The organism is uncultured Acinetobacter sp. (assembly GCF_947626835.1).
In the GTDB taxonomy this organism is placed as follows: domain Bacteria; phylum Pseudomonadota; class Gammaproteobacteria; order Pseudomonadales; family Moraxellaceae; genus Acinetobacter.
Genome location: NZ_CANQTS010000001.1, coordinates 93,962 through 117,224, shown reverse-complemented (window position 1 = coordinate 117,224; position 23,263 = coordinate 93,962). Strand labels below are relative to the sequence as shown.

Here is a 23,263-nt window from a genome sequence, read left to right as displayed (position 1 = left end):
ATAAAATTATTTCAATGTAGATTTTAAAATACAGTCAAAAAATCAATATAGATTCAATAGATAATTTAAATCCGTCACTGATGGCTAAACATCGCTTGGATGTTTTGTTGTTAAAAGCACCGGCTTGATCAATTGTGATCTAAAACCGATGCGTTTTTATACATAAGGTGATGATCACAAGCACTTATTCACCAAAAACTTGAATATTAATATTATTAATTTGCGTGCTGCCATTGGGGCGGTCAAAGCTGACATCGTATTGCACTAAATTTTTTGGATAAGCAATCTCATAGCTGACTTTGTATTCCGCTTCACTTTGCATGCGTTTGCTCATTAAAGTTTTGGACTTGATGTGCTCTTTTGGAATAGCGCTTGCAAATTTCTTTAACACCCTTGGGTTTTCTTGAAAATATGCCTGTAACTTGGGGTCAAGATGCTGCATAAATTGTTCAAAATTACGTGCGCTTAAATCTTGATAAGCAGCCTCTGCTGCTTGTACTTGAGCTGCACTTGGATCAGCCAAATTTTGTTGTTCTGCACAACCGACTAAACCCACAAGCGAAGCGATTGCCCATAACTTTATGTTCATGTCTTTATCCTAAAAGTAAAAAGGACGCCGAAGCGCCCTCATGTGTTAACCCAAAACTTAGTTTTGTGCAACATCTTCATTTAAAATCGCGTCTGTTTCCACAACCACTGTATCTTCAACAAGATCAATCTCATCTTCTTCTACAGCTTCAATTGCTTCTACACCCACTAAGATTTCATCTTCCGCTAAACGGATTAAACGAACACCTTGTGCATTACGACCAGTTTGTGCCACTTCTGATGCACGGGTACGTACCAACGTACCGCCATTAGAAATAAGCATTAACTCTTTGCTTTGATCGATGGCAACTGCACCCACCAACTCACCATTACGTTCTGAGGTTTTAATGGCAATAATACCTTTACCACCACGTTTTTTGGTTGGGAAGTCATCAACAGGGGTACGTTTACCAAAACCATTAGCCGAAGCACATAACACTTCACCTGTTTCAGGCACCACTACAAGCGAGACAATACGACTGACAGATGCGCTTTCGCCATCTTCATCGTCCTGCTCAAGATCATCTTCGGCATCGTCAAGCGTCGCACCAATCATGACACGCATACCGCGTACACCACGCGCTGAGCGACCCATCGCACGTACATCAGTTTCTGCAAAACGAATCGCTTTACCTTCGTTAGAGAACAACATAATTTGCTGCTCGCCATCGGTAATCGCAACCCCAATTAAGGTGTCTGCTTCGTTTAACTCAATCGCACGTAAACCATTTGAACGCACGTTACTAAATTGATCAAGCTCAACACGTTTAACTGTACCTGACGCTGTGGCCATAAATACAAAGTAGTTTTTACGCAAACTTAAAGTGTGGGCAGCAAAATCAGCAAGTAATGCATCATCAAATTCAGCCGTTTCGGCATCAAGTTCAATGCTTAATGTTTTTAATACCAAACGTAACTCGTCTGACAATTCATCGCTGTTGTCATCAAAATTAGTTAATGCTTGGCTTAAGGCATCAAACTGAGTTGCCACCACTGCATGTTGTTGTAACTTGGCTGCATTGTTGGCCACAAAGGCTTTAAATTCAGCAATGCGCACTTTGAATTTCTTCGGTGCATCAATGACCGGTAAAATTGCAGTAATGCTCTCGCCTGCTTCAAGCGGCAACAAGTTGACAATGGGGCGACCTTTAGCACCACGCGAAGCTTGTGGCACTTCAAATACCCGTAAGCGATACACCTTACCCACGTTCGTAAAGAACAACACTGTAGCATGATTGGAAGTCACAATTAAATGACGAATATGGTCATCGTCTTTCATACTGGTGGCGGACTTACCACGACCACCACGACGCTGTGCTTGATAATCCGACAACGGCTGAGTTTTGGCATAACCTGAATGTGAAACGGTGAGTACCACTTGCTCTTCAGGAATTAAATCTTCACGTGAAAAATCCACGCGTGATTCCACAATTTGGGTACGACGTTCGTCACCATATTGCTGAATGATCATCGCCAATTCTTCACGAATCACCGTCATTAAGCGATTAAAGTCATTTAAAATGTCAGTTAAGTCGGCAATTTGCGCCAAGATCTCTGAGTATTCAGCTTGTAACTTGTCTTGCTCTAAACCAGTTAAACGGTGCAAACGCAACTCTAAAATTGCCGCCACTTGCGCAGGTGATAAACGATACACTGCATCATTTAAACCAAATGGACGGCTTGGATCTTCGCCTTCAATTTCGTCAGGACGAATCGACACAGAACCTGCTGCATCTAGCAAAGCTTGTACACCACCAGCTTGCCATTCACCCGCTTGCAACAATTCGCGTGCTTGAGCCGGATTGGCTGATGAACGAATGGTTTCAATAATTGAATCAATATTAGCAAGAGCGACTGTTAAACCTTCTAAGATATGCCCACGTTCACGCGCTTTACGCAATTCAAACATGGTACGGCGTGTTACCACTTCTTGGCGATGACGGATAAATGCCGCAATAATATCTTTTAAGTTCATCAATTTTGGCTGACCATTGTCAAGGCAAACCATATTGATGCTAAATGAGTTTTCTAATTGGGTATTTAAGAATAAGTTATTAACCACAACTTCGGCGTTTTCACCGCGTTTAAGATCAATGGCAATACGCATACCGTCTTTATCAGACTCATCACGTAATTCAGAAATACCTTCAAGTTTTTTCTCTTTAACCAATTCAGCAATACGCTCAATGGTTTTGGCTTTATTGACTTGATACGGAATTTCAGTAAAGACGATGGTGGTACGACCGGTTTTTGCATCTTCTTCAAAGTGGTATTTACCACGAATATGCAAACGGCCTTTACCCGTGCGATAGGCATCCACAATGCCTGATTTACCATAGATGATACCACCAGTTGGGAAATCTGGACCTGAGATGTGCTCCATTAAGCCTTCAATCGAGATATTTGGGTCATTGGCATAAGCAAGACATGCATTGACCACTTCGGTCATGTTATGCGGTGCCATATTGGTCGCCATACCCACCGCAATACCAGTTACCCCATTAATGAGTAAGTTCGGTACACGCGTTGGCATGACTTGAGGAATACGCTCAGAGCCATCGTAGTTATCTTCCCACTCCACCGTGTCTTTTTCTAAATCAGACAACAATTCATGGGTGAGCTTTTGCATACGCACTTCGGTATAACGCATGGCAGCCGCCGAGTCACCATCCACCGAACCAAAGTTACCTTGGCCATCAACCAATTGATAACGTAAGCTAAACTCTTGTGCCATACGAACAATGGTTTCGTATACAGCAGAATCACCATGTGGGTGATATTTACCGATCACATCGCCGACAACACGGGCAGATTTTTTATACGCTTTGTTATAATCATTGCCCAATTCGTGCATAGCGAATAGCACACGACGATGCACAGGCTTTAGACCATCTCGAACGTCTGGTAATGCACGAGATACAATCACACTCATAGCATAATCGAGATATGAACTTTTCAGCTCATCCTCAATGGCAATCGGTCTAATTTCCGATACGCTCATGCATACTCCTTATTATACAAGCCCAAATCAGGCTCATATTTATCTCTTAAATCTTGCACACTTTTAGCTTAAAAAATATAAGCTAAAATCTAAAAATCAGCCGTAAACTATAGCATAAAAATGCGCTATTGCGCTGATGCCGGCGTGCTTAATTTTGCTTAATTTAAGCGATTTTGAGTGTCGGTTTTGCTATGCTGTGATAGGGGGATTTTGTGCTTTAAATTTTGAAATTTAGTCAATCTTTTACATCAAAAAAGCCTCTGTAAAAACAGAGGCTTTTTTTTAATACTCGGTCAAATTAGATCTTAGAGACTAATTCAGGTACCACAGTATTTAAGTCGCCCACTAACCAGTAGTCAGCCACTGCATTAATCGGTGCTTCTTCATCTTTGTTGATTGCAACAATCACTTTAGAGTCTTTCATACCCGCTAAATGCTGGATCGCACCTGAAATACCGACTGCGATATACAGATCTGGTGCAACAATTTTACCCGTTTGACCCACTTGCATATCGTTTGGTACAAAACCTGCATCTACAGCAGCACGAGATGCACCTTGCGCTGCACCTAATTTGTCTGCTAATGGGTCTAAAATAGTATGGTAGTTCTCACCTGAACCCACACCACGACCACCTGATACCACAATACGTGCAGCAGCAAGTTCAGGACGCTCAGATTTTACGATTTCTTCTTTAACAAAAGTAGAAACGCCGGCATCACCCGTTGCAGCTACAGCTTCAACTGCCGCAGAACCACCCGTTGCCGCTACAGGATCAAATGCTGTACCACGTACCGTACCTACAACGATAGACTCTGAAGACTCTACAGTTGCAATTGCGTTACCTGCATAGATTGGACGCTTGAAAGTATTTGCAGATTCAACCGCAATAATGTCGGTGATCATGCTCACATCAAGTAAAGCCGCTGCGCGTGGCAATACGTTTTTACCTGAAGTGGTTGATGCTGCTAAAACGTGTGAATAACCTTGTGCCACTTGAGCCACAAGTTTCGCTACGTTTTCAGCCAATTGATTGGCATAAACAGCATCATCAGCAAGTAATACTTTGCTTACGCCTGCAACTTGTGCTGCTTGGTCTGCAACCGCTTGTGCGCTTGAACCTACAACCAATACCGCAACCTCACCACCGATTTTTTGTGCTGCAGCAACAACATTTAAAGTAGCAGCATTAAGCGCTGTGTTGTCGTGTTCAGCAATAACTAAAATAGCCATGTTCAGTCCTGCCTTAGATCACTTTCGCTTCGTTTTTAAGTTTTTCAACAAGCTCATCAACTGATTTCACTTGTACGCCCGCTTTACGCTCTGCTGGTGCTTCAACTTTTACAGTTTTTAGCTTAGATGCAGTGGTCACGCCAAAATCAGCAGGAGACTTGGTATCCAACGGCTTTTTACGCGCTTTCATGATGTTTGGAAGGGCTGCATAACGCGGCTCATTCAAACGTAAATCTGTAGTGATAATGGCAGGCAGTGATAATTCAACAGTTTGTAAACCACCGTCGATTTCACGTGTTACTTGCACTTTACCGCCGTCAACTTTCACTTCTGATGCGAATGTACCTTGACCTGCGCCAAGTAACGCACCAAGCATCTGACCGACTTGGTTTGAGTCATCATCAATTGCTTGTTTACCTAAAAGGATCAATTCTGGTTGTTCAGCAGCAACCACACCTTTTAAGATTTTTGCAACTTCCAATGCGCCAAGCTGACTGTCATCTGCTTCAACTAAGATCGCACGATCAGCACCAAGTGCCATCGCTGAACGTAATTGTTCTTGCGCTTCTTTAGGACCGATTGAAACCACCACGATTTCAGACACTGTTCCCTTTTCTTTTAGACGAACCGCTTCTTCCACTGCGATTTCACAGAACGGGTTAATGGACATTTTAACGTTAGTAAGGTCAACCCCACTGTTGTCCGGTTTAACACGAACTTTAACGTTGGCATCAACCACACGTTTTACTGCAACAAGAGCCTTCATGTAATCCTCGGCTGTTTTAGCAAATTAGATATTGAAAAAAGTTAAAAAACTTTTCACTTAAAATTTTTTAGGTGCCCTATCTTGCAATGCTGATGGCATTTCGGTCAAGCACCATTTCAGCAAAGGTTGGCAAAAAAGTCATATTTTTACTGAACGATGCGTTCATATTTTTTTCACTTGGATAAATTGACAACAGGTTGTGTAATTTTTGTTATTTTTTAATATTTGATTTATATTATATTTTTCTCTGATTTTAACCATCAATATATCTTATTTAAGCCCATTTTACCTCCAATAAATGCCATGTGAGTCTATAAAAACTTAAGCTGCTGGCAAGAATTTTTGCGTGAATTGTAGGCAAAAACAAGCCGAATAACCCAATCGACCACCAAACACATCAGGCTGTGTAAAAATCACATCACGCTTAGATTTACTGGAATAATGCAGCATGCTGAGCAACATCCATATCCGGATCTCTTTCATCAGACTGTATCTATTAAAAGCCTCGATGGCTTGATCTCAATGACTGTTGAGTAACAATATAACCAGCGATTTATATGTCTTAGTTTATGCATGTTTCACCTCAAGCTTTAGCAACTTTGCTGCTTAATGGGCAACGAATCTTGTGTCAACCAAGACATAGTGCTTCATTTAACTGCGTTTTAATTGAATATTTGTGTGATTCAAGCCCATAAAAACCCAAAATCAGTTCATGTTGTTCAAAAATTCTGTTCACAAGCCTCTACAAAATATCTTTAGACTTATTCTATAATAGTGCTTATTTTTCGAATTTCATTCTAATTTATGAAGCTTTCTCCTAAACATATTGCAGTGAAATTAGATCGTATCGATAAAACCATCATTCAAGCCTTACAACATAATGGCCGTATTCAGAACAATGATTTGGCACGTCAAATTGGGCTATCACCTTCTTCATGCTTACGTCGGGTCAAGTTACTTGAAGAAGCAGGCGTGATTCAAAGCTATACCACGGTGGTAGATCCGCAAAAAGTGGGACTACAACTGATTTTGTTTTCACGCATTTGGCTGGTTGGGCAAGATGCCGAAACCATTGATACTTTCATTGAAGCCATGCGTGGACTGCCACAGGTGATGGAGTGTTATATTATCTTAGGTGAATGCGATGCCATGCTCAAAGTCGTGGTGCCAGATTTAGAAAGTTATCGTCAATTTCAATCCACGCATTTAACCAAGAAAAATGGCATTACCAGTGTTAAAACAGATTTACCAAGCCAAATTATTAAACAAAGTTTCCAATTGCCTTTAGATTAAAAAATGCCCTGTTGTGGGCATATTTTTTTACGCATGTTGTTGAGATAAAAAGTCACGATGTACATGACTTAAGTCAATTAAGTCATACTGGCTTAATTCAAAGACTTGCCATACCGCCACAAAATCTTCAGCTAAATCAATCTCGCCTTGTTTAACTGGGCGTGCTTGCCATTGTTGATCAGAAATCCAAAGAAAGGTTTGACCACTTTGAGGATCTATCGCTTGCGCCTTACCTTCAATATTAATGCCTTGAATGTGAGCACCTTGAGGCAGCGCTGCTTGGAGTTTAGGTAAACTGATCTCAACAAAGTGTTTAGTTTGACGTAAACCATAACCGGCAAAAATGTCTTTTTGTCTGGCGGTGAGTTGTTGATACTTTTCTTCAATATTTGCAATCATACGACTTGCCCACTTAAAAACCCTATTGTTGTCTGGCGCTCTTTATAGCTTAAATGGTGACATTTTATTATTGGACAATAGTTTAAAAAATGCGCTTATTTGTGTTGTTGCGCTCGCGGATGCGCTTGATCATAGACTTGCGCCAAACGATCAAAATCAATATGGGTATAAATTTGTGTGGTGGTTAAGTTGGTATGTCCCAACATTTCTTGCACGGCGCGTAAATCACCACTATTAGACAGCAAATGACTGGCAAAACAATGGCGTAATAAATGTGGATGTAAATCTACGTTGACCCCTGCACGTTGTGCTTGATACTTCACGCGATTTTCAATTTGTCGCGCACTTAGCGCCCCACCACGTTGACTCACAAATATGGGGCTGTCAGGTTGTAAATTGCGATTAAAAACAGTATAAATTTTAAGCCATTGCTGTAAGCTGTCTTTGGCTTTACTGCCAAACGGCACAATACGGGTTTTGTTGCCTTTACCAGTAATGCGTAATAACTGCCGATTAAAATCGACGTCTTTAATTTTTAAATTTTGTAACTCTGCCAAACGTAAACCACTAGAATACAACACCTCTAACATGGCTTTATCACGCTGCCAAAGCTTCAACTCTTTAGGCTCACTCGGTGCAGCTTGATCTAAAATTTGATTAACGGTCTCAATGTCCATCATGCCGGGCAATGCACGCGGTTGTCTTTTGAGCTGAAAATCGGCAGCTGGATTGGTCTGTAGATACTGACCTTCTACCGCCCATTTCATAAATTGCCGAATTGCGGACAACAAACGCTGTACGCTGTTGCTACTTAAACTTTGCTGTGCCACTTTATGGGCAATATACTCACGTAAATCACTGCTTTCTAGATTAATCAGGGCAAGTTGTTTTTGCTCACAAAAATTTAAAAAATCACTGACATCACGCTGGTAAGCCAACAAGGTATGTGGCGACTGTTGTTGGATTTCACGCGTGGTCAGCCAAAGTTCAAGTAATTGCGGTGCAGTATGCATTGAGTGCCTCAAAAAATTAAGCCGGTACATGTACCGGCTTAACAGCTTAACCTTGGAAGTAATTTAAGTCGAGCCGACCTTCATAGACATTTGCAGTTGGACCGGTCATCCATACTACATCGCCCTCTTGCCACTCAATCAAAAGCTTACCGCCTGCCAGTTCAATCTCTACTGTGTTGCCTAATAAACCCTGACGGATGCCAGAAACAGCCGCAGCACATGCGCCTGTACCACAGGCCAAGGTTTCACCTACACCACGTTCAAAGACGCGTAAACGTGCATGTTGCGGGTCAACAATTTGCATAAAACCGGCATTCACACGCTGTGGAAAACGTGTGTGCGATTCCACCTGTGGCCCTAAACGGAGTACATCGGTTTGCAACACATCTGCCACCACAGTCACAGCATGTGGATTACCCATATTGACCACATCAATCATAAGATGTTCATTGTGAGCTAAATCCAAGCGATACAATGCTTGTGCTTGATCAGCAAGAAACGGAATGTCTTGCGGCAAAAACTTAGGATAACCCATATTGACCCGTACCCAACCATTGGCACCCAGCTCAGGTTCAACAATACCCGCTTTGGTTTGTACTTTAATCTTGGTTTTGTTGGTCAATTGACGCTCATGCACAAAGCGGGCAAAACAACGTACACCATTGCCGCATTGTTCCACCTCTGAGCCATCTGCATTAAAAATGCGATATTTAAAATCGACATTGGGTAAATCAGGTGGCTCAACCACAAGCAGTTGATCAAAACCAATACCAAAGTGACGATCTGCGAGGCGCTGAATGGTGAGGGTATCTAAATAGGCACGTTGGCTAATTAAATCCACCACCATAAAGTCATTGCCTAAGCCATGCATTTTGGTAAATTCGAGTAACATGTTTGGCAGTTCCTTAAGGCAGTAAGCGCTCACGCTCCCACAAAGATTCAATGCTTTCGCGCTCACGAATTACGTAGGCTTGATCGGCATCCACCATCACTTCTGCTGCACGACCACGACTGTTGTAGTTTGAGCTCATCACAAAACCATAAGCACCGGCGCCCATCACTGCAAGCACGTCATTTTCTTGAATGGCAAGCTCACGCTCTTTACCTAAGAAATCACCAGTTTCACAAATTGCACCCACCACGTCCCACTCTTTGACTTCTGTGTCATTGCGTGGTGTTACAGGTTGAATATCCATCCATGCTTCATACAATGCTGGACGAATCAAATCGTTCATGGCGGCATCAATAATGGCAAAGTTACGGTGTGCAGTTGGTTTTAATAAATCAACTTTGGTGAGTAACACACCTGCGTTGGCAGAAATACTACGACCCGGTTCCATATACACTTTTAAACCGAGTTTTTCTAAAGCAGGACGTAAAGCATTGGCATATTCAGTGACGGTTGGCGGTACTTCATCTTTATAAGTCACACCCAAACCACCACCAATATCGATGTGTTTTAAATGAATGCCCATCTCTTTGAGTTTATCGATCATCACAATTACACGATCAAGCGCATCAACAAAGGGTTGAGTTTCAGTCAACTGTGAACCAATATGGCAGTCGATGCCCACGATGTCTAAATGTGGCAAAGTTGCCGCATAAGCATAGGTGTTAAACACGCTGTCTGATGGAATACCAAATTTATTTTCTTTTAAACCCGTTGAAATATACGGATGAGTTTTTGCATCTACATCTGGATTGACACGCAATGAAATTGGGGCTTTTTTACCCACACGCGCGGCAACTTTTTCCAGACGATCTAATTCAGCATAAGATTCGACGTTAAAGCAAGCAATACCCACTTCCAGTGCTTGTTCGATATCGGCTTCAGATTTACCTAAACCTGAAAACACGATTTTGCTTGGTTCACCACCGGCTTTTAATACACGTGCCAGTTCACCACCGGTCACAATATCAAAACCGGCACCTTGCTTGGCCAATACATTCAATACCGCAAGATTTGAGTTTGATTTCACCGCAAAGCAAATTTGATGATCAATAAACTCAAAGGCACGATCCATATCTTTATAGTGCTTTTCAAAGGTGGCCTTTGAATACACATATAACGGTGTACCATGTTGCTCAGCTAAGGTTTGTAATGAACATTGCTCGGCGTGCAACACCCCATTAATACGGGTAAAACTCATGAATGTATCCTTTTTTTCAAATAAGCAATTTAAGGCATAGCTTCAGCACGAGGCTGAACTACAGCTGGCTTGGGATTGACCGCTTGCGCTGAAGGCAGCAAATATTTAGCACGATGATCGTAATTTGGATCACTTGGCAATTGCAATGCACCCGTTTGACCACATGCAGATAAAGCAACAGTTAAGCAACACAGACTTAAGCCATAAAAGACGTTTTGCATGGTGATGATCTCTAAATCCTGTGGACGCAGTATAACGCGATCATTTCGCTGACCCAAGAGATTAACCATAGATAAAAAAAAACGCCAGCAGTAGCTGACGTTTTTTGCGGTTCAAATTAATTATTTGTTTTTAGGTTTATAAAAACCAAAATAGCCAATGATTAAAATCACAAACCAAATTGGGCTGACCATTAACGCTTGACGGGTATCACTTTCTAAAGCCAATACCACAATCATGCTTAAGAAAAATAAAATCACCACGGCGCAAGTAAATAAACCACCGGGTAATTTAAAGGTCGATTTTGCATGTAAAGCCGGACGTGTTGTGTAATACACGATATAGCTCCACATAATAATGATCCATACACAAATAAATAGGATCGTCGACAGTGTAGTGGCTAGGGTAAAAGCGCGCACGGTATCTGGCACAAAGTATTGTAAAGCTGCACCCAGCAATAAACACACTGATGAGAAATACAAGGCATTGGCAGGTACAGCACGTTTATTTAAACGCGCAAAATTTTGCGGTGCTTGTTGCTCGCGTGACAAACCAAATAGCATACGTGACGTTGAAAACACACCACTGTTCATGGATGACATGACCGAGGATAACACCACCAAATTCATAATAATCGCCGCAGCTGCAATCCCCGCTTGGCTAAATAAATTCACAAAAGGTGAGATATTCGGGTTAATCTGATTCCAAGGCGTCACCGACATCACAATCAATAAAGCCAAGACATAAAAAATAATAATACGAATTGGAATTGAGTTAACGGCTTTAGGTAAGTTCTTTTCTGGATCTTTGGTTTCAGCTGCGGTTGTCCCCACCAATTCCACGCCCACAAAAGCAAAAATGGCAATTTGAAAGCCGGCTAAGAAGCCCATAGCACCAGTTGGGAATATACCACCATGTGACCAAATATGGGTAAAAGATGCCACATGACCGGTATCTGAGGTAAAGCCGGTAAAGATCATCCATAAGCCCACCCCAATGAGCACCACAATGGCAATAATCTTAATCAGGGCAAACCAAAACTCAAGCTCACCAAAGAGTTTTACCGTGACTAAGTTTAACCCCATAATAAAGATAATCGCGGCGACACTAATCATCACGCCTTCAAGCGGGGTAAAGGGCAAACCATGATTAAAAAATTGTAAGTAATAGATAATCGCGGATAAATCGGCAATACCAATGGTGATCCAGCACAGCCAATAGGTCCAACCGACAAAATAACCCGCCCATGGCCCAATTAAATCGGTAGAAAAATCAATAAATGATTTATAGTTGAGGTTAGATAGCAATAACTCGCCTAAAGCGCGCATTACCAAAAACACCATAAAGCCAATAATCATATAAATGACAAGAATGGATGGTCCAGCCAAGCTAATGGTTTTGCCCGAACCCATAAATAAACCGGTACCAATGGCGCCACCAATTGCAATTAATTGCAAATGACGATTGGACAAGCTTCGTTGTAATTCCCCATTGTTGGGTGAATTGTGTTGTTGATTTGACATTTTTTTCATTTCATCTTCGATGTCCATCGCGACAAAGTAGCCTAAAAACATCAAATCACAAAAAAAAATTGCCCTCAATCTATCTTTTTTAAGAATACTTTAGTCTTAATTGTTTTTTCTTATGCTCAAAATCAACCACTTCAATATAGGCTAAGTTGAATCATTCAACCCTATTCACTGCTTGAAAAATGTGCAGCTTTATGGGAGAAATAGGCAAAGCCTTGCACACATTATAAAAAAACCTGTATGGCATAGCCCTTGCATACAGTGATCACAATAATACACAACAAGAAGAGAATTTATGCAGTTACAAAGTTTAATGGAAACCTTAAGTGGTTGGGTCTGGGGGCCTTATATGTTGGTGCTGATTGTCGGCACTGGGGTATTCTTGACCTTTCGTTTATTATTTTGGCAATTTCGCATGCTGCCCTTGGCCTTTAAACAAGTCTTTGGCAAACACCCCCAACATAAAGAAGGCGATATCTCTCAATTTGCCTCGCTCATGACTGCCCTGTCTGCCACTATTGGTACAGGTAATATTGCAGGGGTCGCTACAGCTTGTGTACTCGGTGGACCCGGTGCGGTGTTTTGGATGTGGATGACCGCGCTATTTGGCATGGCCACCAAATATGGTGAAGGGGTCTTGGCGGTTAAATACCGCATTAAAAATGAAAAAGGTGAAATGTCGGGTGGTCCGATGTATTACATCGAACGCGGCTTAAAGTGGAAATGGCTGGCGTTAATTTTTGCCCTGTTTGGCACTTTAGCGTCATTTGGTATTGGCAGTTCGGTACAATCGAATACCGTGGCCTTAGCGGTTGAAAACAGCTTAGGCATTGAAACATGGATGACCGGCATCATCATTACCGCTTTTTCTGCTTTGGTGATTTTAGGTGGTATTCAATCCATTTCTAAAGCGTCTTCAGTGATTGTACCTGTGATGGCAATTGGCTACGTTACAGGTGGCTTAATTATTATTTTAAATAATCTTGAACTGGTTATGCCGGCCTTAAAAATGATTTTTACCTATGCTTTTACCGGTGAAGCAGCCGTTGGTGGTGCCATCGGTGCTGCCATTCGCTACGGTGTGGCGCGTGGGGTGTTTTCCAACGAAGCTGGTATGGGCTCTGCCCCTATTGCTGCCGCGGCAGCAAAAACCGACCATCCGGCACGTCAAGGTTTAGTGTCTATGACAGGCACCTTTATTGACACCATTATTGTGTGCTCAATTACCGGTATCGTCTTAGTCATGGGCTTTATTATTGCAGACAACAGCTTTGGCGAGCAAACTGGGGCAGTATTAACCATTCATGTGTTTGATCAGCTCTTACCCGGTATAGGAGGATGGGTGGTGACCTTTGGTATTATTTTCTTTGCCTATTCGACCATTTTAGGGTGGAGTTATTATGGCGAAAAATGTGCCACCTATTTGCTTGGTGAAAAATTCGTGTTGCCCTATCGCCTTATTTATATTGCATCGGTGTTTATCGGCTGTATCGCAACGCTTGATTTAGTCTGGTTATTTGCCGACACCTTTAATGGCTTAATGGCAGTACCCAACTTAATCGCATTGTTGCTGTTATCCGGTGTGATTGCCAAAGAATCTAAGGACTTTGTCGCACGGCGTAAATCGGGTGAATTGTACTAATGTAAAAAAAAGCCACTTAAAAAGTGGCTTTTTTTTATTGTAAGCGTGTAGTCATCGCTACAGCACGATCTGCAGCAAGTTCCAATGCCGTTTCTAAAGACAAGACAAAGAACAATACGCCATCAAGCTTCATATTGCCTTCGTCATCTTCTAGATATTCACATAACTCACGATAGGTTGGATCTTCTTCATCAACTGCTAAGTCAATATAGGTATGCTCAAGTTCATGGTTGTGTAGGCTTTCTTCTTCTAAACCCAAACACGCAGCGTAGCCAATTTCGTGATCTTCTAACCAAGCCAAAACAATTTCACAAATCGGGCTATTGGGATCTTCAAAATGTACAAATAAGACATCACGATTTTTTTCGCGGGCAATGGCATCAATATAAGGCAGTGACTGTGACATGCTGACCTTTTAATTCTTTCAATATAATGCTGCATTATACGGAGCAAAGCAGGCGCTTTGCATGTTTTTTCATAAATAAAGCGACAAAGCATGGCGTCAGCATTTGGGATTTTATAGCTTTATGGCTATGCTTAAACAGTCTTTTCATCCTGTGCGTAAAATTATGGCTAAAGCAAAAAGTGTCTATCGCTGTGAACAATGTGCGGCTGACCATCCTAAATGGTCGGGTCAATGCAGTGAATGTGGTGAATGGAATTGTTTGGTTGAAGTTAGTATTGCGCCTGTGGTGACCCATCGTGCCAGTCCAAAACAAAGTGTGGGTTATGCCGGACAAGCCGCTAACCTTACCACCTTAAATCAAGTTTCGGTGTCGCGAGAATCGAGACTACATACCGGCATTGGTGAGTTTGACCGTGTTTTAGGGGGTGGTTTAGTCACCGGCTCTGTGGTGCTGATTGGTGGTGACCCAGGGATTGGTAAATCGACCATTTTGCTGCAAACCGCCACCCATATGGCAGCGCAAAATAGTCCGGCGCTATATGTCACGGGTGAAGAATCTTTATCACAAGTGGCACTACGTGCGCAGCGTTTAGAGTTACCCACCGAACACCTTAAAGTTATGGCGGAAACTTGCGTTGAGAGAATTTGTGAAGTCTTAGCGCATGAACGCCCTGCTGTTGCCATTTTAGACTCGATTCAAACCCTGTATACCGAAAGCTTGCAATCTGCGCCCGGTGGGGTGTCACAAATTCGTGAATCGGCAGCGATCTTAACCCGCTATGCCAAAAATAGTGGCACTGCCCTGTTTTTGGTGGGTCATGTCACCAAAGAAGGCGCTTTGGCAGGTCCACGGGTGTTAGAACATATGGTCGATTGCGTGCTGTATTTTGAGGGTCAATCTGACTCGCGCTACCGTATGATTCGTGCAGTTAAAAATCGTTTTGGTGCAGTCAATGAATTGGGCGTGTTTGGTATGACCGATAAAGGCTTACGCGAAGTGGCCAATCCATCCGCCATTTTCTTAAGTCGTTATGATGAAGCCATTCCCGGTTCAATTGTCATGATTAGCCGTGAAGGAACACGCCCTTTATTGGTTGAAGTGCAAGCCTTAGTTGATGATGCACATGGTCAACCACGCCGTGTAGCTTTAGGTTTAGATCAAAACCGTTTAAATATGCTCTTGGCGGTGATGCATCGGCATGGCGGCGTGCAAACCTCAGGCCAAGATGTTTATGTCAACGTAGTCGGTGGTTTAAAAATTACCGAAACTGGTTCCGATTTGGCCGTACTGTTGGCTTGCGCCTCAAGCCTACGCGGTAAAGCACTGCCTCAACAAATGGCGGTGTTTGGGGAAGTCGGGTTATCTGGGGAAATTCGCCCCGTTCCGAATGGTCAAGAGCGCTTAAAAGAAGCGATTAAACATGGCTTTAAATATATTATTTTACCGCGCGGCAATGCCCCACAAAAAGACATTGATGGCGTGACCTTGATGAGTGTGGCGCGTTTACATGAAGCTTTATCTGAGGCAATGCGTTTAAGTGAAGAGTTAAGTTAAACCCAAAAGGACTCGGATGCAAAAATATATATTTTTAGTGTTGAAATTCGGGCTAAATCACGGCATAAATACACAGTAAATTCGATTTTTAAATACAGGATACTTTAATGGAAGTTCGACAGCGTAGTTTGATGACGGGTATTTTAGCTGCTGCTCTTTTGGTTGCACCTATGGCAGAAGCAAAACGTGCGGGTAGTGGTAAGAACCAAGGGATGAGCCGTCAAGCCGCCCCTGCGCAATCTTATCAACAGCCGCGTCAAGCCGCACCTGCTCAACAACCTGTCGCACCTGCTACAGCACCAGTTCAACAAAAATCTGGTCCAGGTGTTGGTGGTATGGTTGCTGCAGGTGTTGCCGGTGCTGCAATTGGTGCTGTTGCGGCCAATGCACTAGCAGATGATACTCCTGCTTCGCAAGCAGCTTCGCAAACCGTACCTGCTGAAGAAGAAGGTGGTATTCCAGGTTGGATTTGGATTTTACTGGCCGCTGCTGCTGCTTTCTTGATCTTCCGTAAATTCGGCGCAAAAAAAAAAGTAGCTTCTAATCCTTATGCACCAAATCATGGCGCAAACAATGCGCCATTTGGTCAAGTACCACCAACAACCTCAGGCGACAATGCCAATATCTTTGGGCAAAATGTAGGTGGTTCAACACCACAAAACAATGCCCCTTTTGGTCAAGCGCCACAACAAGCACCAGTGTTTGGTTCAGCTTATACTAATAGCGGCAGCCAATTACCTGACGGTACAGAACCTGCTGCGTTTTTACGTATTGCACGTCAACGTTTTAATCATATTCAGTCAATGAATACTGCAAGTAACGTCAATGAAATTCAGCGATACTTAACCCCTGATCTTTACCAGTCGATGTATAACGACATCATGGCCAATCAAGATCACGATGTAGCTGAATTTTCAAACTTAAATGCCATGGTGGTTGAATCAACCACTGAAAATGGTCAATACATTGTCAGCGTACGTTTTACCGGTACAGTCAGCGAAGATTTAAACAGCTTACCGCAGCCGTTTACTGAAATTTGGCATTTTGTAAAACCTGCTGGCTCTAACCAAGATTGGTTAGTGGCAGGTATTCAACAAGAAAGCTAAGTCTTAAACACAAAAAAGCCAGTGCATGTCACTGGCTTTTTTTATGCCTTAACGCGGCAATGGAATATATTGCTGCCTTGGATCAAGCTGTGGCTTGTCCATACGCTCAGCCACAATCACTTCAGTTTCAAGCATTTGACCCGCTCGCTGTAGATTAATTTTGACTTTACTGTTGGGTGCTTGGAAACCCACATAATTGACCAAGTAAGCAGATGAATCAATCTCTTGACCATTCACTTTTAACAACACGTCATCTTTTTGAATACCGGCTTGAGCTGCAGGTCCACTTGGGTCAACAGCAGCCACCACCACACCTGAAGGTTTAGTGGCAAGTACATCTTGTTGTTCTACAGGCAACAATTGTAAGCCCACATAACCACGAATCACGCGACCATGTTCTAAAATTGAGTTTAAAACATGCTGGCACACTGGCGCTGAAATGGCAAAGCCAATACCCAATGAGCCACCAGATTGCGAGAAGATGGCTGTATTAACACCAATTAAATTACCCGCCACATCAATTAAAGCACCACCTGAGTTGCCCGGATTAATCGCAGCATCGGTTTGCACAAAATCTTCATAGCGGTTAATGCCTAAACCACTACGCCCTGTAGCTGAAATAATGCCTTGGGTCACGGTTTGTCCCACACCAAATGGATTACCAATGGCAAGCACTACATCACCAATTTCATTACCACTTAATTTAAAAGGTAACACTGGCAATTGATTGAGCTCAATTTTAATCACAGCTAAATCTGTTTCAGGGTCAGAACCAATGACCTTTGCCAAGGCACGACGACCATCATGCAATGCCACCACAATTTGCTCGGCTTGTTCAATCACATGATTATTGGTTAAAATATAACCATCTTCACGTACGATCACACCTGAACCTAAGCTATTTTCATTGCGATCTTGGCTAAATTGTTCAGGCAATTGGTTGCCAAAAAACTCACGAAACACAGGATCATTGAGTAAAGGATGCGAAGGTGCTTTAACTTTTTGGGTGGTAAAAATATTGACCACCGCAGGCGCAGCCACTTTAACAGCAGCACTATACGAGGTCACGCCGCCTGCTCGTAAGGTGTCAATTAAAGGCTCGACTTTTTCAGCCGGCATTTTTACCCCATCGACCGCGATCGGCGCTTGAGGTTGTTGGCGTTGTTGCCACATAAAAAATCCGGCAATCACCAACACAAGTAATAGCCAAGGTAACCAAGTTAAGGTCCGGCGCACAGTGTTTTCCTCTAGTTAATATTGTCATCATGTAAAGGGGTATTCTAAGTCCAACATGCAGATTCTTTTGTTGGCTTTAGTTACAATTTATCATAGCCTGATGCACAAGCTAAGATCGAGAATTATTTATGGCAAAGTTAACAGATATTATTGCGTGGTGTGATCAAACCTTAAAAGCTGCTGAGTTTAAGGATTACGCACCCAATGGTTTACAAATTGAAGGACGTAGCGAAGTCAATAAAATTGTCTGCGCAGTCAGTGCTTCACAAACTGCGATTGAGGCTGCCATAGCCCAAGATGCTGACCTATTATTGGTGCATCACGGTTACTTTTGGAAAGGTGAAGCCTACCCCATTACCGGCATGCGTGGTCAGCGTATTAAACGCCTAATTCAGCACGATATTTCATTGGTCGGCTATCATTTACCACTGGATAGTCACCCAACTTTAGGCAACAATGCAGCGATTGCTTATTTATTAGAACTTAAATCAATTGAAGCACTTAATCCCAATGAGCGCCATCCTATTGGCAATATTGGCTATTTAAATGCACCCATGACTCCTGAAGACTTTCAAACTTATGTATCAAAGCGTTTAGGTTTTAATGCAGTCCATTTGCCTGCACAAAAAACACATATTCAAAAAATTGGTTTTTGTACCGGTGGTGCACAAGACTTTATTCATCAAGCCGCAGCACAAGGCTGTGATGCCTATATTTCAGGTGAAGTATCCGAGCGCACCTTTTATGAAGCCGAGGAGCTTAACGTGCATTACTACGCTTGTGGTCATCACGCCACCGAACGCTATGGTGTGCAGCGTTTAGCACAAGCGTTGAGTGATGAATTTGGCATCGAAACCAGCTATTTTGAATTGAATAATCCCATCTAATCTTTTATTTTTAATGAACTGTATAAATTCAGGTCTTATTATGTATTGTTATTCAAGATCAATACACTATTTGATCAAGAATGGATTACAATAATCACACTTTTTAATCTCAAAGCCCAGCAATTGCAAGGAATTGGACACATGACAACGATTACTTTACCGGCTCTTCCGTACGGTTATGAAGATCTTGCTCCACACATCAGCAAAGAAACTTTAGAATTTCACCATGACAAGCACCACAATACTTATGTTGTGAACTTAAACAACTTAATCAAGGGTACTGAGCTTGAAGGTAAGACTTTAGACGAAATTATCCTTGCTTCTGCAAATGATGCTTCTAAAGCAGGTATCTTCAACAACGCAGCACAAGTTTGGAACCACACGTTCTACTGGAACTGTATGGCGAAAAACGGTGGCGGCGCAGCAACTGGCGCGTTAGCAGCGAAAATTGACGAAGCGTTTGGTTCTTACGAAAAATTTGCTGAAGAATTTGCTGCTGCTGCAACCACTCAATTTGGTTCAGGTTGGGCTTGGTTAGTGGCTGACGAAGTAAATGGCAACTTATCAATCCTTAAAACTTCAAATGCTGATACGCCAATGGCGCATGGTAAAGTCGCTGTATTAACAATTGACGTTTGGGAACATGCTTACTACATCGATTTCCGTAACGCACGTCCTGCTTACATCAAAACTTTCTTAGAAAGCCTTGTAAACTGGGATTACGCTAACGCGAAATATGCAGGTCAAGAAGCAGGTGTTGAAAAATAACTTTTATTTTTTAACTGTAAAAAATCACCCTCTTTGGGGTGATTTTTTTTCATCACACACAAACTTGTTTATAAAATATGCAAGTAATTCATTTTTATTAAAAAATAATTGACGTTGCGTAAATATTCTTTATAATGGCGTTCAGATTCTCCCATAGCTCAGTCGGTAGAGCGACGGACTGTTAATCCGCAGGTCCCTGGTTCGAGCCCAGGTGGGAGAGCCAAGATTCTTAAAAAACCCACTCAATTGAGTGGGTTTTTTATTGCCTAAAATTTTATATTATTCAGCTAATTGCTTAATTTTAAAACATTTAAACGTTTTTTTTTATTTTTTTATAATTGTCGCTTGACCCTTTAAAAAAACACTCTATAATCGCTCTCAGATTCTCCAATAGCTCAGTCGGTAGAGCGACGGACTGTTAATCCGCAGGTCCCTGGTTCGAGCCCAGGTTGGAGAGCCACTATTCTTCCATAGCTCAGTCGGTAGAGCGACGGACTGTTAATCCGCAGGTCCCTGGTTCGAGCCCAGGTGGAAGAGCCAAGATTCTAAAAAAACCCACTTCATTTGAGTGGGTTTTTTTATGCCTGTATTTAATGCGAATTTTATAAGATTGCTGCTTTAAACAGCAATTGTTATGTTTTTCACATAAATTGCTTGACGACAATTTAAAACCCTCTATAATCGCTCTCAGATTCTCCCATAGCTCAGTCGGTAGAGCGACGGACTGTTAATCCGCAGGTCCCTGGTTCGAGCCCAGGTGGGAGAGCCAAGATTCTAAAAACCCACTCAATTGAGTGGGTTTTTTCTTATGGGTCAATTATGCAAAGTTTAAGCTTAACGCAACTCATTTTTCTCACCCTTGGCTGTGTGGCAACCTTTGCGCTTGTGCTGCTGATGCGGCAACGCCCTAGCCTTAAAAAAAAATCTAAAATTTATCATCCTAAAAAAGTCATTACCAAGTTTGAAAGTAAACTCTTCTTTCAACTCAAAGCCGCTTTTCCAGAACCCAACTATTACATTTTAGCGCAAGTGGCGTTTACTGCATTAATTACCAGCAATGATATTCAAGTACGCAACAAATTTAACCGTAAAGTGACTGATTTTGTGGTACTCAATAAACATTTAGAAGTCTTGGCGATTATTGAACTGGATGACCCAAGCCATATTGGGCAAGAACAACGTGATGCAGCCCGCGATGCCATGTTTCATGATGCAGGCTACCGTGTGTTGCGCTATACCTCTATCCCGTCAGTACGCCAATTACAAAAAGACCTTAAGGCCTAACACTTGCTTCTGAGGCAGCTTTTTCTGCGGCTTCACGCTCGGCAATACGTTGCATCATTTCTGCTTGTTGCTGCTTGTATAACGCTTGATTCTTGGCATCACTTTTTACAGCAAATGAAGCGATCACCACCAATAAAATGGGAATCAATAGACCTAAGCTGGCAATCATAATCACTTTGGGGCTTAAACGTTTGTCTGGTTTGGCCATCGAATCTGCTCCATTGCATCAAAAATTAGGCGCACCATTTTAACAAGCATAACCACTAAAGCAATCATTAAAAAAGCCGAGACTATGCTCGGCTTGTGGCTTATACGTTTAAGTTAAGTTGGGCGAATACCTGTTTTAACACACTTACATGTTGGGTGTTTTGGTTTGGCTGTTGCATACGCCATGCCACATAACCATCTGGACGCACCAAAATTGCGCCATTGTCTTCAATCTCGGCTTTGGCTTGCCATGTGGCATACACATCGCGATAGTCACGTGTACCCACTTGAATCACATCTAAGTACTCTAAGCTCAGTTGCTCTGCCGCTTCACGCCATGCCCAACCCGACAATCCAGTAATTAAAGTAAAACGACCTTTACCGGTAATATCAAGGGTCGATTGTTTACGGCCTTTTGCATCAACTAACCACGTATGTGGAATCTTAGCGCCCGGTCGTGTGGTGGCTTGTAAATACAACTCTACATCACGCGTAAATACTTCAGGGCTGGCTTCTGCGAGCACTGCATTAGACTCATAGCGCTGATTCAACTCAACCCCTTGGGCATTAAATTCATGGTGTTTAACTTCTAAAGCGGCGTAAAGCTGCTGACGAACTTGGGCGGCTTGTTCAGTTTCAGCAAAAATGCGTTCAAGCATCTGTGCTTGAGTTTTTACACCTTGGTCAAATCCAAACACGTCTTTTAAGTACTTATAATCAAAACGCGACTGATTAGCACGGGCTACAATTTGTTTGCCCACTGGTGCACGCTCATCACTATAAGAATCTAACAACTCAGGCTTAGCCCAACCTTTTACTGCATAGGCTAATTTCCAAGCCAAGTTAAAGGCATCTTGCATACAGGTATTAGAACCTAAACCACTTGAAGGTGGATGACGGTGTACTGCATCGCCACCACAGAACACACGTCCTTGACTATATTGGGTGGCATAGGTTTGATTGACATACCAATAGGAAATTTTTTCAATCTGTAAATCAGGTACATGTTCACCGACAAAGGCATCTAAACGTGCTTGCACTTGCTCAGTGGTCACTTGGGGTTCGCCTTGGCTAATGTCAAAACCCCAACCCATAATCCACTCATTCCATGGCGATATAGCACGTAATAGGCCCATGCCAATATCACCAAAGCCGGCTTCAGGATTGACAATCCATTGTAAAATAGCCGGACGATGTTGCACATGGCGACTGAGATCGGCTTTAAAAGTCACATACACTGTGCCGGCACGTGACATAACACCCTCTAAAGGCAAACCCAGTTGCTCAACAACTTTAGAACGTGCCCCATCCATACCCACCAAATATTTGGCGCGTAAGCTAAATTCAGTTTGCGTAATTTTATTTAAAAAGCGCGCTGTAACACCATGTTCATCTTGTTGATGTGACAGATATTCGGTATTAAAGTTGAAAATTGCCCCGCGCTCGCCGGCATTTTTAACCAATAAAGCTTCCATTTTCGGTTGAATTAAATCCACCAATGGGCAAGGACTACCCTTAAGATAATCGCCATAGCGTTCGTCACCAGTACCCCATGCACTCATACGGGCAATTTCTTCACCCACCAAACTGGTAGTAATTAAGCTTTCACCCATTTCATGCCACGGCGTGGCAATTTCCTTAACCTGCTCTTCTACACCTAAATCACGTAGCACTTCCATAGCACGTTGATTAGTAATATGTGCGCGTGGACTGTTAGCCAACCAATTAAATTGGGTAAATAGTTGTACTTTGACCCCATAAGTGGCTAAAGCTAAACCTAAAGTAGCGCCGGCAGGTCCCGTACCAATCACCAAAACATCTGTATCGTATTGCTGTGTCATTGTGCAATCTCTTGATTTCAATCATAGGTTAAATTGTAAGATGCTGAGTATTGCCTGCAATGAGTATTGGTTTTGGCTATGACCGTTTACTTTTTTTCTATACTTATTAAATGCTTTATTTTAGATTGAACAGCGCTGATTT

The 23,263-nt window shown here is 42.4% G+C and carries 21 protein-coding genes, 4 tRNA genes and 1 pseudogene; 11 read left to right on the top strand and 15 right to left on the bottom strand.

Annotation, left to right across the window (positions count from 1 at the left end):
- Positions 1-184: 184 nt before the first annotated feature.
- The 5 genes from Q0Z55_RS00605 to Q0Z55_RS00585 form a co-directional block, all read right to left on the bottom strand.
- Entirely contained in the window at positions 185-589 is a 405-nt protein-coding gene (locus Q0Z55_RS00605) for a DUF3887 domain-containing protein (RefSeq protein ID WP_297422714.1), read from the bottom strand.
- Between the two features lie 57 nt (positions 590-646).
- Positions 647-3,589 carry a DNA gyrase subunit A gene (gene gyrA, locus Q0Z55_RS00600; RefSeq protein WP_297422711.1) on the bottom strand — a complete coding sequence of 981 codons (2,943 nt, stop codon included), beginning with the start codon at positions 3,587-3,589 and terminating at the stop codon, positions 647-649.
- Positions 3,590-3,887: 298 nt separating this feature from the next.
- Complete coding sequence (locus tag Q0Z55_RS00595) at positions 3,888-4,820, bottom strand: FAD-binding protein (protein WP_297422708.1); 933 nt, start codon at positions 4,818-4,820, stop codon at positions 3,888-3,890.
- Between the two features lie 13 nt (positions 4,821-4,833).
- Positions 4,834-5,586 (bottom strand): electron transfer flavoprotein subunit beta/FixA family protein, encoded by a 753-nt coding sequence (locus tag Q0Z55_RS00590; protein WP_297422705.1) that lies wholly within the window; start codon positions 5,584-5,586, stop codon positions 4,834-4,836.
- Between the two features lie 321 nt (positions 5,587-5,907).
- A complete protein-coding gene (locus Q0Z55_RS00585) occupies positions 5,908-6,069 on the bottom strand; it encodes a hypothetical protein (RefSeq protein ID WP_297422702.1) in 162 nt (53 codons plus the stop codon).
- Positions 6,070-6,390: 321 nt separating this feature from the next.
- Here Q0Z55_RS00585 and Q0Z55_RS00580 point away from each other — a divergent pair, with 321 nt between their 5' ends.
- Positions 6,391-6,879, top strand: coding sequence for an Lrp/AsnC family transcriptional regulator (locus tag Q0Z55_RS00580; protein ID WP_297422699.1), 489 nt, complete (start codon positions 6,391-6,393; stop codon positions 6,877-6,879).
- 27 nt (positions 6,880-6,906) lie between these two features.
- Here the strand turns inward: Q0Z55_RS00580 and Q0Z55_RS00575 are convergent, their stop codons facing one another.
- The 6 genes and pseudogenes from Q0Z55_RS00575 to Q0Z55_RS00550 form a co-directional block, all read right to left on the bottom strand.
- Positions 6,907-7,278, bottom strand: a complete 372-nt coding sequence (locus tag Q0Z55_RS00575; protein ID WP_297422696.1) for a hypothetical protein — start codon at positions 7,276-7,278, stop codon at positions 6,907-6,909.
- 95 nt (positions 7,279-7,373) lie between these two features.
- Positions 7,374-8,291 carry a site-specific tyrosine recombinase/integron integrase gene (gene xerA / locus Q0Z55_RS00570; RefSeq protein ID WP_297422693.1) on the bottom strand — a complete coding sequence of 306 codons (918 nt, stop codon included), beginning with the start codon at positions 8,289-8,291 and terminating at the stop codon, positions 7,374-7,376.
- A gap of 46 nt (positions 8,292-8,337) precedes the next feature.
- On the bottom strand, positions 8,338-9,183 hold the full coding sequence (gene dapF, locus Q0Z55_RS00565) for a diaminopimelate epimerase (protein ID WP_297422690.1): 846 nt from the start codon (positions 9,181-9,183) through the stop codon (positions 8,338-8,340).
- A gap of 13 nt (positions 9,184-9,196) precedes the next feature.
- Positions 9,197-10,441 carry a diaminopimelate decarboxylase gene (gene lysA / locus Q0Z55_RS00560; protein ID WP_297422686.1) on the bottom strand — a complete coding sequence of 415 codons (1,245 nt, stop codon included), beginning with the start codon at positions 10,439-10,441 and terminating at the stop codon, positions 9,197-9,199.
- Between the two features lie 95 nt (positions 10,442-10,536).
- Positions 10,537-10,662 (bottom strand): annotated as a pseudogene (locus Q0Z55_RS00555) (lipoprotein); the annotation flags it as partial.
- A 120-nt stretch (positions 10,663-10,782) separates the two neighbouring features.
- Positions 10,783-12,183, bottom strand: a complete 1,401-nt coding sequence (locus Q0Z55_RS00550; RefSeq protein WP_297423261.1) for an amino acid permease — start codon at positions 12,181-12,183, stop codon at positions 10,783-10,785.
- Positions 12,184-12,484: 301 nt separating this feature from the next.
- On the opposite strand from Q0Z55_RS00550, the gene Q0Z55_RS00545 reads away from it, so the two are divergent.
- The gene (locus tag Q0Z55_RS00545; RefSeq protein WP_297422683.1) at positions 12,485-13,831 is read left to right on the top strand and encodes a sodium:alanine symporter family protein; all 1,347 of its coding nucleotides are present in this window, start codon (positions 12,485-12,487) and stop codon (positions 13,829-13,831) included.
- Positions 13,832-13,865: 34 nt separating this feature from the next.
- Here the strand turns inward: Q0Z55_RS00545 and Q0Z55_RS00540 are convergent, their stop codons facing one another.
- The gene (locus Q0Z55_RS00540; protein ID WP_297422680.1) at positions 13,866-14,237 is read right to left on the bottom strand and encodes a hypothetical protein; all 372 of its coding nucleotides are present in this window, start codon (positions 14,235-14,237) and stop codon (positions 13,866-13,868) included.
- A 163-nt stretch (positions 14,238-14,400) separates the two neighbouring features.
- Between Q0Z55_RS00540 and radA the strand changes: the two genes are divergently transcribed.
- Positions 14,401-15,792, top strand: coding sequence for a DNA repair protein RadA (gene radA / locus Q0Z55_RS00535; RefSeq protein ID WP_297423239.1), 1,392 nt, complete (start codon positions 14,401-14,403; stop codon positions 15,790-15,792).
- Positions 15,793-15,899: 107 nt separating this feature from the next.
- Entirely contained in the window at positions 15,900-16,898 is a 999-nt protein-coding gene (locus tag Q0Z55_RS00530) for a Tim44 domain-containing protein (RefSeq protein ID WP_297422677.1), read from the top strand.
- Between the two features lie 48 nt (positions 16,899-16,946).
- Here Q0Z55_RS00530 and Q0Z55_RS00525 read toward each other — a convergent pair whose 3' ends face one another.
- The gene (locus Q0Z55_RS00525; RefSeq protein ID WP_297422674.1) at positions 16,947-18,134 is read right to left on the bottom strand and encodes a trypsin-like peptidase domain-containing protein; all 1,188 of its coding nucleotides are present in this window, start codon (positions 18,132-18,134) and stop codon (positions 16,947-16,949) included.
- Positions 18,135-18,262: 128 nt separating this feature from the next.
- Between Q0Z55_RS00525 and Q0Z55_RS00520 the strand changes: the two genes are divergently transcribed.
- The 7 genes from Q0Z55_RS00520 (at position 18,263) to Q0Z55_RS00490 (ending at position 21,073) form a co-directional block, all read left to right on the top strand.
- The gene (locus tag Q0Z55_RS00520) at positions 18,263-19,021 is read left to right on the top strand and encodes a Nif3-like dinuclear metal center hexameric protein (protein ID WP_297422671.1); all 759 of its coding nucleotides are present in this window, start codon (positions 18,263-18,265) and stop codon (positions 19,019-19,021) included.
- Positions 19,022-19,162: 141 nt separating this feature from the next.
- Positions 19,163-19,789, top strand: coding sequence for a superoxide dismutase (locus tag Q0Z55_RS00515; protein ID WP_297422668.1), 627 nt, complete (start codon positions 19,163-19,165; stop codon positions 19,787-19,789).
- Positions 19,790-19,936: 147 nt separating this feature from the next.
- Positions 19,937-20,012: transfer RNA gene (locus Q0Z55_RS00510), tRNA-Asn, on the top strand.
- A 161-nt stretch (positions 20,013-20,173) separates the two neighbouring features.
- Positions 20,174-20,249: transfer RNA gene (locus Q0Z55_RS00505), tRNA-Asn, on the top strand.
- Positions 20,250-20,253: 4 nt separating this feature from the next.
- Positions 20,254-20,329 (top strand) — tRNA-Asn (locus Q0Z55_RS00500).
- A gap of 153 nt (positions 20,330-20,482) precedes the next feature.
- A tRNA-Asn gene (locus Q0Z55_RS00495) sits at positions 20,483-20,558 on the top strand.
- Positions 20,559-20,608: 50 nt separating this feature from the next.
- Entirely contained in the window at positions 20,609-21,073 is a 465-nt protein-coding gene (locus Q0Z55_RS00490; RefSeq protein ID WP_297422665.1) for a DUF2726 domain-containing protein, read from the top strand.
- On the opposite strand, the gene Q0Z55_RS00485 is transcribed toward Q0Z55_RS00490, so the two are convergent.
- Positions 21,063-21,281, bottom strand: a complete 219-nt coding sequence (locus tag Q0Z55_RS00485) for a hypothetical protein (protein ID WP_297422662.1) — start codon at positions 21,279-21,281, stop codon at positions 21,063-21,065. The genes Q0Z55_RS00490 and Q0Z55_RS00485 overlap by 11 nt on opposite strands.
- A 100-nt stretch (positions 21,282-21,381) precedes the next feature.
- The gene (locus tag Q0Z55_RS00480; protein WP_297422659.1) at positions 21,382-23,121 is read right to left on the bottom strand and encodes an FAD-dependent monooxygenase; all 1,740 of its coding nucleotides are present in this window, start codon (positions 23,119-23,121) and stop codon (positions 21,382-21,384) included.
- Positions 23,122-23,263: the final 142 nt, after the last annotated feature.